Annotated in this window: 7 protein-coding genes; all 7 read left to right on the top strand. The window is 70.8% G+C overall.

Features of this window, described 5'->3' with window-relative positions; all coding sequences use genetic code 11:
• The first annotated feature begins 383 nt into the window (after positions 1–383).
• The 7 genes from FFS10_RS11995 to FFS10_RS11965 are packed head-to-tail and all read left to right on the top strand — an operon-like array spanning position 384 to position 10,923.
• Positions 384–1,301: a carbohydrate ABC transporter permease gene (locus tag FFS10_RS11995; RefSeq protein WP_137894698.1), complete on the top strand. Its 918-nt coding sequence runs from the start codon at positions 384–386 to the stop codon at positions 1,299–1,301.
• Entirely contained in the window at positions 1,298–2,134 is an 837-nt protein-coding gene (locus tag FFS10_RS11990; protein ID WP_137894697.1) for a carbohydrate ABC transporter permease, read from the top strand. The genes FFS10_RS11995 and FFS10_RS11990 overlap by 4 nt, the downstream gene beginning before the upstream one ends.
• Before the next feature lie 20 nt (positions 2,135–2,154).
• Positions 2,155–3,789, top strand: coding sequence for an alpha-glucosidase family protein (locus FFS10_RS11985; protein WP_137894696.1), 1,635 nt, complete (start codon positions 2,155–2,157; stop codon positions 3,787–3,789).
• A 34-nt stretch (positions 3,790–3,823) separates the two neighbouring features.
• Positions 3,824–4,960, top strand: coding sequence for an ABC transporter ATP-binding protein (locus FFS10_RS11980; RefSeq protein WP_137894695.1), 1,137 nt, complete (start codon positions 3,824–3,826; stop codon positions 4,958–4,960).
• 25 nt (positions 4,961–4,985) lie between these two features.
• Complete coding sequence (gene glgB, locus FFS10_RS11975) at positions 4,986–7,190, top strand: 1,4-alpha-glucan branching protein GlgB (protein ID WP_137894694.1); 2,205 nt, start codon at positions 4,986–4,988, stop codon at positions 7,188–7,190.
• Between the two features lie 14 nt (positions 7,191–7,204).
• A complete protein-coding gene (gene glgX / locus FFS10_RS11970; RefSeq protein ID WP_137894693.1) occupies positions 7,205–9,268 on the top strand; it encodes a glycogen debranching protein GlgX in 2,064 nt (687 codons plus the stop codon).
• 11 nt (positions 9,269–9,279) lie between these two features.
• On the top strand, positions 9,280–10,923 hold the full coding sequence (locus FFS10_RS11965; protein WP_137894692.1) for an alpha-D-glucose phosphate-specific phosphoglucomutase: 1,644 nt from the start codon (positions 9,280–9,282) through the stop codon (positions 10,921–10,923).
• Positions 10,924–10,939 lie beyond the last annotated feature (16 nt).

The following is a 10,939-nucleotide window of genomic DNA, read 5'->3' as shown; positions in this document are numbered from 1 at the left end:
GTTCACCAACGCCGTGGCCCGCCCCGCCACCGCCACCGGCCCCAAGTACCCCGAGGTCAGCCAGGCCTTCTGGGACGCCACGCACGAGGTGCTGTCCAAGAAGACCAGCGGCGCGGAGAGCGTGAAGAAGCTCGAGGGCCGGCTCAAGCAGATCAAGCGCAAGAGCTGGTGATCGGCGCGCCATTTCTCCAAGCTTCGCTGTCCTAGTACTCGCGGCGATTGGCCGGTGGAATGACCCCCGCTCTTCCACCGGCCCTTTTTTGACCCCATAGCCCGGAGCCCTCATGCTTGAACGGACCCGCAACGCTTGGCCCTCACCCGCCTCCCCGACCGGCAGCATGCGCCGGACGGCGGCGCGACAGGCCACCCAACCTGGAAACGCCATGCACACAAGGACGCGCACCGCCTGGATCTTCCTGATGCCCATGCTGATCGGCATGGCCCTGGTGGCCGCCTGGCCGCTGGGCCGCTCGATCTGGTTCAGCTTCACCGACGCCAACCTCAACGACATGGGCGCCGCCCAGTTCATCGGGCTGGAAAACTACTTCGGCGAGTTCGGCCTGTTTGCCAACCCCAACCACACCGAGGGCTTCTGGAAGAGCGACTGGGGCATCTCCATCCTCAACACCTTCAAGTTCTCCCTCGTCTCGGTGCTGCTGGAAACCTTGTTCGGCCTGGGCGTGGCCCTGCTGCTGAACCAGGAGTTCAAGGGCCGCAACTGGGTGCGCACCGCGGTGCTGGTGCCCTGGGCCATTCCCACCATCGTCTCGGCCAAGATGTGGGGCTGGATGCTGCACGACCAGTTCGGCATCATCAACGAGATGCTGCTGTCGGCCGGCCTGATCGCCAACAAGCTGGCCTGGACCGCCGACCCGGCCTACGCCATGTGGACCGTGGTGGGGGTGGACGTGTGGAAGACCACGCCCTTCATGGCCCTCTTGATCCTGGCCGCGCTGCAGACCCTGCCCAAGGACTGCTACGAGGCCGCGCGCGTGGACGGCGTGCACCCGCTGCGCGTGTTCTGGCGCATCACCCTGCCGCTGATCCGTCCCGCGCTGATCGTCGCCGTGGTGTTCCGCCTGCTCGACGCGCTGCGCATCTTCGACCTGATCTACGTGCTGACCTCGAGCAGCAGCTCCACCATCAGCATGTCGGGCTTCGTGCGCCGCGAAATGATAGACAACGGCAACATCGGTTTCGGTTCCGCCGCCTCCACCGCCCTGTTCCTCATCATCGGCCTGTCCGCCGTGCTCTTCATGCGGCTGAGCCGCGTGCGCCTCTCGGAGGAGTCCTCGTCATGAACCGCCGCTCGCCCCTCGCCTCCGCGATCCTCTACGGGCTGGCCGCCCTGGTGGTCGTGCTCTCGGTCTACCCCTTCCTCTACGCCCTGTCGACCTCGTTCAAGAGCGGCAGCGCGCTGTTCGACACCCAGCTGTGGCCGCAGGACGGCAGCATCCGCAACTACATCGCGCTGTTCCAGGGCAACCAGCCCTTCGGCCGCCACATCCTGAACTCGGTGCTGGTCTCCACGCTGGTGGTCGTGCTCTCGCTGGCCTTCGGCGTCACCGCCGCCTACGCGCTGGGCCGCATCCCGTTCAAGGGCAAGGGCCTGATCCTGATGACCATCCTGGCGGTCTCGATGTTTCCCCAGGTCGCCATCCTGTCCGGCATGTTCGAGCTGATGCGCGCCCTGGGCCTGTACAACCGCGCCCTGGGCCTGCTGCTGCCCTACACCGTGTTCACCCTGCCCTTCACCGTCTGGGTGCTGACCACCTTCATGCGCCAGCTGCCCAAGGAGCTCGAGGAGGCCGCCATCATGGACGGCTGCAGCCCGCTGCGCATCATCACCTCGGTGTTCCTGCCGCTGCTGTGGCCGGCCCTGGTCTCGACCGGCCTGCTGGCCTTCATCGGCGCCTGGAACGAGTTCCTGTTCGCGCTGACCTTCGTCGCCGAGGACACCGAGCGCACCGTGCCCGTGGGCATCTCGCTGATCTCGGGCGCCACCGCCTACGAAATCCCCTGGGGCAGCATCATGGCCGCCTCCGTGATCGTCACGGTGCCGCTGCTGCTGCTGGTCCTCGTATTCCAGAAAAAGATCGTCTCCGGCCTCACGGCAGGTGCGGTCAAAGGCTGAACCTTTACTCCCTCCACACCATGAGCAACAAAGCACCCAACAACGAGTGGTGGCGCGGCGGCGTCATCTACCAGATCTACCCGCGCAGCTACCAGGACAGCAACGGCGACGGCATAGGCGACCTGCCCGGCATCACGGCCCGGCTAGAGCACATCGCGCGCCTGGGCGCCGACGGCATCTGGCTCTCGCCCTTCTTCAAGAGCCCGATGAAGGACTTCGGCTACGACGTCAGCGACTACCGCGACGTGGACCCGATGTTCGGCACGCTGGACGACTTCCGCACCCTGGTGGCGCGCGCGCACGCGCTGGGCCTCAAGGTCATGATCGACCAGGTGCTGTCGCACACCTCGGACCAGCACCCCTGGTTCGTCGAGAGCCGCAGCAGCCGCGACAACGCCCGGGCCGACTGGTACATCTGGGCCGACGCGCGCGAGGACGGCACGCCGCCCAACAACTGGCTCAGCATCTTCGGCGGCAGCGCCTGGCAATGGGACACGGGACGCCTGCAGTACTACATGCACAACTTCCTGACCAGCCAGCCCGACCTCAACTTCCACAACCCGGCGGTGCAGCAGGCGGTGCTCGACGACGTGCGCTTCTGGCTTGAGCTCGGCGTGGACGGCTATCGCCTGGACACGGCCAACTTCTACTTCCACGACCGCGAGCTGCGCAGCAACCCCGGGCGCGGCATGCCGCAGGGCGAGGACCCGGCCGTGGACAAGGTCAACCCCTACGGCTGGCAGCGCCACCTGCACGACAAGAGCCAGCCCGAGAACCTGGACTTCCTGCGCCGCCTGCGCGCCCTGCTCGACGAATACCCGGACACCACCATGGTCGGCGAGATCGGCGACGACGACGGCCTGGCCCGCATGGCCGAGTACACCAGCGGCGGCGACAAGCTGCACATGGCCTACTGCTTCGATCTGCTCGGCACGCAAAACAGCGCCAGCTACCTGCACGCGCTGTTCTCGCGCTTCATCACCATCGTCGGCGACGGCTGGCCCTGCTGGGCCCTGTCCAACCACGACTGCATGCGCCTGGCCACGCGCTGGGGCGGCGAGCAGCCCGATCCCCGCCTGCTGCGCCTGGCCGCCGCCATGCAGCTGAGCCTGCGCGGCTCGCCCTGCATCTACCAGGGCGACGAGCTGGGCCTGCCCGAGGCCCAGATCGCCTACGAGCAGCTGCAGGACCCGTTCGGCATCACCATGTGGCCCAAGTTCAAGGGCCGCGACGGCTGCCGCACGCCCATGCCCTGGCGCGCCGAGGCCGAACAGGCCGGCTTCGGCCCGGCCCAGCCCTGGCTGCCGGTCTCGCCGGCCCACCTGCCGCTGGCCGTGGACCGCCAGGAGGCGGACGCCGGCTCGCTGCTGCAGTTCTACCGCCACCTGCTGCACTGGCGGCGCGAGCAGCCGGCCCTGGTCAAGGGCCAGCAGCAGATGCTGCCCGCGCACGAGCAGGTGCTGGCCTATCTGCGCGAGCACGAAGGCCAGCGCCTGCTGTGCGCGTTCAACTTCAGCGACCGGCCGGCCCAATGGGCCCTGCCTGCCGGCCTCGAGTCCGCGCGTATCGAGGCCGGCAGCGGCCTGGGCGGCGCGCGCATCGAGGGCACGAACGTGCATCTCGAGCCCTGGAGCGGCCTGTTCGCGGCCGTCTAAGCCTTTTCCGACCCGCCTCCGAGGAGACAGCACCATGTCCAAGATCGAATTCCGCAACGTCTGCAAGCGCTACACGCCCCAGACCCTGACCATCAACGACGCCAACCTGACCATAGAGAACGGCGAGTTCTGCGTCTTCGTCGGGCCCTCGGGCTGCGGCAAGTCCACGCTGCTGCGCATGGTGGCGGGCCTGGAGGACATCACCTCGGGCGAGCTGCTGATCGGCGGCGAGCGCGTCAACGACCTGCCGCCCGCGCGGCGCGGCGTGGCCATGGTGTTCCAGAGCTACGCCCTGTACCCGCACATGACGGTGCGCGAGAACATGGCCTTCGGCCTCAAGGTGCTCGGCGCCAACGCCGCCGAGATCGACACCAAGGTGCGCCAGGCGGCCGAGGTGCTGCAGCTGACCCACCTGCTGGACCGCCTGCCCAAGGCCCTGTCGGGCGGGCAGCGCCAGCGCGTGGCGATCGGCCGCGCCATCGTCAAGGAGCCGCGCGTGTTCCTGTTCGACGAGCCGCTGTCCAACCTGGACGCCGCGCTGCGCGTGCAGACCCGGCTCGAGATCGCCAAGCTGCACCAGCGCATAGGCACGGCCAGCATGATCTACGTGACGCACGACCAGGTCGAGGCCATGACCCTGGCCGACAAGATCGTGCTGCTCAATACCGGCGAGCGCATCGCCAGCCACGGCAGCGTGGCCCAGATCGGCTCGCCGCTGGCGCTCTACCACCAGCCCAACAGCCTGTTCGTGGCCGAGTTCCTGGGCTCGCCCAAGATGAACGTGCTGCCCGCGCAGCTGATGGCGGGCCACGCCGACCGCGCCGAGCTGCGCCTGGCCGACAGCCTGTTCCACGCCGCGGTCGACGCCCGCAGCGCATCGGCCGGCGCCGCCATGCAGCTGGGCATGCGGCCCGAGGACATGCGCCTGGTCGCCGACGCCGGCGCGCCCAATACCTTCTCGGGCCAGGTGGCCCACATAGAGAAGCTCGGCGAGGCCTCGCTGCTCTACGTCGAGCCCGGCCGCGGCCTGCCCCTGGTGACCGTCAAGGTCGAGGGCACGACCGGCGTGGCCACCGGCGCCAAGGTGCATGTGCAAGCCCCGCCCGAGCACCTGCACCTGTTCAACGCGGCGGGCGAGGCCTGCGCGCGCACCGTCGAGCTGCCGGTCTGACCCCGGCCAAGCAAAGGCGCACGGCATGCCGACACCGCAAGACATCGCCCTGCTGCAGCAGGGCCGGCACCCGGACCCGTTCGCCGTGCTGGGCATGCACCAGACCCCCAGCGGGCTGTGGGTGCATGCCTTCTTCCCCGGCGTGCTGGCCGTAGACCTGCTGCACGCGCAGGCGCCGCACGGGAGCGAAGCGGTGGGCAGCCTGCAGCGCCAGGGCGCCAGCGACGTCTTTGCGCTGTGCTGCGGCGCACGCGACCGCTTCGACTACCGCCTGCGGGTGCGCTGGGCCGGCCCCGACGGCCAGGCCGCGCAGGAGGCCGTGCTCGACGACCCTTACCGTTTCCCACCCCTGCTGGGCGATACCGACGCCTGGCTGCTGGCCGAGGGCAAGCACCGGCGGCCCTTCGAATGCCTGGGCGCCCACCCGCGCAGCCTGCTGGGCGTGCCGGGCGTGGCTTTTGCCGTGTGGGCGCCGAATGCCCAGCGGGTCTCGGTGGTGGGCGACTTCAACCAGTGGGACGGCCGCCGCCACCCCATGCGCCTGCGGCGCGAATGCGGCATCTGGGAGCTGTTCCTGCCCGGGCTGGCCGAAGGCGCCTTGTACAAGTTCGAAATTCTCACGCCGCAGGGCGAGTTGCTGCTCAAGGCCGACCCCTACGGCTTGCGCGCCGAGCTGCGCCCGCGCACCGCCAGCGTGGTGCAGGCCCTGCCTGCGGCCCGCCCCCTGGCGCCCGAGCGGGCGCGGGCCAACGGCTTCGACCAGCCGATCAGCGTCTACGAAGTGCACCTGGGCTCCTGGCGCCAGCAGGACGGCTGGCGCTGGCTCAGCTACCGCGAGCTGGCCGACACCCTGGTGCCCTACGCCCGGGACATGGGCTTCACCCACCTGGAGCTGTTGCCGATCTCGGAGCACCCCTTCGACGGCTCCTGGGGCTACCAGCCGGTGGGCCTGTTCGCGCCCACCGCGCGCCATGGCTCGCCCGAGGACTTCCTTCATTTCGTCGACGCCGCGCACGCCGCCGGCCTCGGCGTGATCCTGGACTGGGTGCCGGCGCATTTTCCCAGCGACAGCCACGGCCTGGCGCGCTTCGACGGCAGCCACCTGTACGAGCACGCCGACCCGCGCGAAGGTTTCCACCAGGACTGGAACACCCTGATCTACAACTTCGGCCGCAACGAGGTCTGCAACTACCTGGTCGGCAACGCCTTGTACTGGCTGGAGCGCTTCGGCGTGGACGGCCTGCGCGTGGATGCCGTGGCCTCCATGCTGTACCGCGACTACAGCCGCGCCGAGGGGCAGTGGCTGCCCAACCGCCACGGCGGGCGCGAGAACCTGGAGGCCATGGCCTTCCTGCGCCGGCTCAACCACACCGTGGGCACCGAGCGCCCGGGGGCCTTGATGGTGGCCGAGGAGTCGACCGCCTTCCCCGGCGTCAGCCGCCCGCCCAGCGACGACCTGCAGGGCGGCGGCCTGGGCTTCCACGAGAAGTGGAACATGGGCTGGATGAACGACAGCCTGCGCTACTTCTCGCGCGACCCGGTGCACCGCAGCCACCACCACCACGAGCTGAGCTTCGGCCTGGTCTATGCGTTCAGCGAGAACTTCGTGCTGCCGCTCTCGCACGACGAGGTGGTGCACGGCAAGGGCTCGCTGCTGGCACGCATGCCGGGTGACGACTGGCAACGCTTCGCCGGCCTGCGCAGCCTGTACGGCTACATGTGGGGCTTCCCGGGCAAGAAGCTGCTGTTCATGGGCGGCGAACTGGCCCAGCCCGGCGAATGGCAGGCCCAGGGCAGCCTGCCCTGGCACCTGCTGGACGACGCCCGGCACGCCGGCGTGCAGCGCCTGGTGCGCGACCTCAACCGGGTCTACCGTGGACACCCGGCCCTGCACGCCTGGGACCATGACGCGCGCGGCTTCGAATGGATCGCCCATGACGACGCGGGCCAGTCCGTGCTGTCCTGGCTGCGGCGCGACGAGCAGGGCCACTGGGTGGCCGTGGTCTGCAACCTGACGCCGGTGCCCCGGCCGGCCTACCGCATCGGCGTGCCGCTGGCCGGGACCTGGCGGGAAATCATCAACACCGACGCCGGCGTCTACGGCGGCAGTGGCGTGCACACGGGCGTGGGGGCCGCCGAGGCCATCCCGGCCCATGGGCAGGCCCAATCGCTGCAGCTGCACCTGCCGCCCTTGGCCTGCGTGATGCTGGCGCCCGCTGCCGAGGACTGAAACGGGGGCGCACCATGCTGCCGCACAAGCCCGCACCGGCCCGACTGGGCGCCACGCCGCTGGACGGCGGGGTGGCGTTCGCGCTGGCCGCGCCGCACGCCAGCGCGGTGGAGCTGTGCCTGTTCGACGAGGCCGGCCAGTCGCCCCGCGGCCGCCACGCCATGCAGCGCGACCCCGGCGGCATCTGGCACGGCCAACTGCCCGGCGTGCCCCTGGGCAGCTGCTACGGCTGGCGCGTGCACGGCCCCTGGGCACCGGCCCAGGGCCTGCGCTTCAATCCGCACAAGCTGCTGCTGGACCCCTGTGCGCGCGAGGTGGCGGGCCGCTACGACGGCAGCGATCTGCACCTGGGCCATGTGCCCGGCGAGCCGCAGCTGCAGGACAGCCGCGACAACGCGGCCAGCGCGCTCAAGGCCAGGGTGGTGGCGGACCTGCCCCCGCTGCGCCAGCCGCGCCCGCAGGTCGATCCCGCGCGCCGGGTGCTGTACGAGCTGCACCTGAAGTCCTACACCATGCGCCACCCGGGCGTGCCCGAGGCCCTGCGCGGCCGCTACGAAGGCCTGGCCCAGCCGGCGGTGCTGGAGCACCTGCGCGCGCTGGGGATCACCACCGTCAGCCTGATGCCGTTGGCGCACCGCGCCGACGAGGCCCGCCTGCTGGCCATGGGCCTGAGCAACCACTGGGGCTACAACCCCATCGCCTGGGCCGCGCCCGACACCCGCTACGCGCGCGACCCGCGCCAGGTGCGCGAGGAATGCCGCGCCATGGTGGAGGCCCTGCACGAGGCCGGGCTGGAGGTGGTGCTGGACGTGGTGTTCAACCACTCCGCCGAGTCCGATGCCGGCGGGCCCACACTGTCGCTGCGCGGCATCGACAACCGGCTCTACTACGCCTGCCTCAGGCGCGACCCGAGCCGCTACCACGACTGGGCCGGCTGCGGCAATGCGCTGGACCTGAACCAGCCCCTCGCGCTGCGCCTGGTGATGGACAGCCTGCGCCGCTGGGTGGAAGACTTCGGCATCGACGGCTTCCGCTTCGACCTGGCGCCGGCGCTGGGCCGCGATGCCACGCCGGAACACCGCTTCCAGGCCCGGGCGCCGCTGTTCATGGCGCTGGCGCAAGACCCGGTGCTGCGTGACCGGCTGCTGATCGCCGAACCCTGGGACGTGGGCCCCGGCGGCTACCAGCTCGGGCATTTCCCGGCCGGCTGGCTGGAGTGGAACGACCTGTTCCGCGACACCCAGCGCGCCGTCTGGCTGCACGGCCACGGCACGCCCGGCCGCTGGGCGCAGGCCCTGGCCGGATCCAGTGCCGTGTTCGGCGGCCGGCCCGCGCACAGCAGCGTCAACTTCGTGGCCGCGCACGACGGTTTCTGCCTGCAGGACCTGGTGAGCTACCAGCACAAGCACAACCAGGCCAATGGCGAGGACAACCGCGACGGCCATGCGCACAACCTGAGCCACAACCATGGCGTGGAAGGACCGAGCAAGGACCCGGCGGTGCATGCGAGGCGGCGCGCGAGCCAGCGTGCGCTGCTGGCCAGCACCCTGCTGGCGCTGGGCACGCCCATGCTGCTGGCGGGCGACGAGCTCGGTCACAGCCAGGGCGGCAACAACAACGCCTATTGCCAGGACAACGAGCTGAGCTGGCTGGACTGGGAGGGCGCCGACCTGGCGCTGGCGCGTTTCGTCGCCGAGCTGCTGGCGCTGCGCCGCGAGCTGCCGCTGCTGCAGGCCAGCGGCTGGTGGCGCGCACCGGACGAAGAAGCGCCGCCCGGCGCCGCGCTGGCCCATTGGCTCAGCCCCGACGGCCAGCCCTTGAACGCCCGCGACTGGCAGCGCGAGCACCCGCTGCCCATCGCCGTCTGGCTGGTGCCGGCGCGCCGCGGCGAGGCCGCCTGCCTCTGGCTGCTCAACCCGGGCAGCGAAGCCGTGAGCTTCAGCCTGCCGCCCGGCCGCTGGACCCTGCGCCTGGACAGCCACGCCGGTTCGCTGGCGCCCCGGCCGCTGGGCTCCGGCCTGCGCGTGCCCGCGCGCGCGGTGTGCCTGGCCACCTCGCGTTCCCCTTCCACCGACTGAGACAGCCGCGCGTGAACATCCAGACCTTGCCCACCCGACCCTTCGAGGGACAGCAGCCCGGCACCTCCGGCCTGCGCAAGAAGGTGACCGTGTTCCAGCAGCCGGCCTACCTCGAGAACTTCGTGCAGGCCCTGTTCGACGAGCTGCACGGCCCCGGCCAGCAAGCCCGCGGCCAGGCCCTGGTGCTGGGTGGCGACGGGCGCTTTCACAACCGCGTGGCGATCCAGGCCATCCTGCGCATGGCAGCGGCGCGCGGCTACGCGCGCGTGCTGGTCGGGCAGGGCGGCATCCTCTCCACCCCCGCGGCCAGCGCGGTGATCCGGCGCCACCGGGCCAGCGGCGGCATCATCCTGTCGGCCAGTCACAACCCGGGGGGGCCCGAGGGCGACTTCGGCATCAAGTACAACACCGCCAACGGGGGGCCGGCCCCGGAAAGGCTGACTGGCGCGGTCTACCGGCGCACGCTGTCGCTGAGCCACTACCAGACCTGCGACGCCCCCGACATGGCCCTCGACGCGCTGGGCAGCCAAGCCCTGGGCGAGACACTGGTGGAGGTGATCGACCCGGTGGCCGACCACGCCGCCGTGATGCGCGGCCTGTTCGACTTCGACGCCATACGCGGCCTGTTCGCGCGCGGCTTCCGGCTGCATTACGACGCCATGTGGGCCGTGGGCGGCCCCTACGCCCGGGCGGTGCTCGAAGGCGAGCTGGGCGCCCCCGCGGGCACAGTGGCCCACGCCATGCCGCTGGAGGATTTCGGCGGCCTGCACCCCGACCCCAACCCGGCCAATGCGCCCGAGCTGGTCGAGCGCATGTTCGCGGCCGACGCCCCCGACATGGGCGCCGCCTCGGATGGCGACGCCGACCGCAACATGGTGCTGGGCCGGGGCTTCGTGGTCTCGCCGTCCGACAGCCTGGCGGTGTTGGCCGCGCACGCCCACCGCGTGCCGGGCTACCGGCAGGGCCTGGCCGGGGTGGCCCGCTCCATGCCCACCTCCACCGCCGCGGACCGCGTGGCGCGCGCCCTGGGCGTGCCTTGCCACGAAACGCCCACGGGCTGGAAGTTCTTCGGCAACCTGCTCGACGCCGGCCAGGTGACGCTGTGCGGAGAGGAAAGCTACGGCACCGGCTCCAACCACGTGCGCGAGAAGGACGGCCTGTGGGCCGTGCTGTTCTGGCTCAACCTGGTGGCCGTGACCGGACAGTCGGTCGAGCAGCTGGTGCGCGGTCTCTGGCGCGAGCACGGCCGCTGCGTGTATTCGCGCCACGATTACGAGGCCATTCCCACCGAGCGGGCCGAGCGGCTCATGGCGCAGCTGCGCGAGCGCCTGCCCACCCTGGCCGGGCAGACGATCGCGGGGCAGGCCATCGCCTGGGCCGACGACTTTGCCTACACCGATCCGGTCGACGGCTCGCGCAGCGAGCACCAGGGCGTGCGCGTGGTGCTGGCCGACTCGTCGCGCGTGGTGCTGCGCCTGTCGGGCACCGGCACCGAAGGGGCCACCCTGCGCGTCTACCTGGAGCGCCACGAGCCCGATCCGGCCCGCCATGACCTGCCGGTGCAGCAGGCGCTGGCGCCGCTGGTGGCGCTGGCCGAGGCCGTGGCCCGGATCCGCCCCCACACCGGCATGGAACGGCCCAGCGTGACGAGCTGAGACCTCGCGAACGCCC

This window comes from Ramlibacter sp. 2FC (assembly GCF_005503345.1).
GTDB lineage: Bacteria > Pseudomonadota > Gammaproteobacteria > Burkholderiales > Burkholderiaceae_C > SCMQ01.
This window is presented reverse-complemented; position numbering and strand designations above follow the sequence as displayed.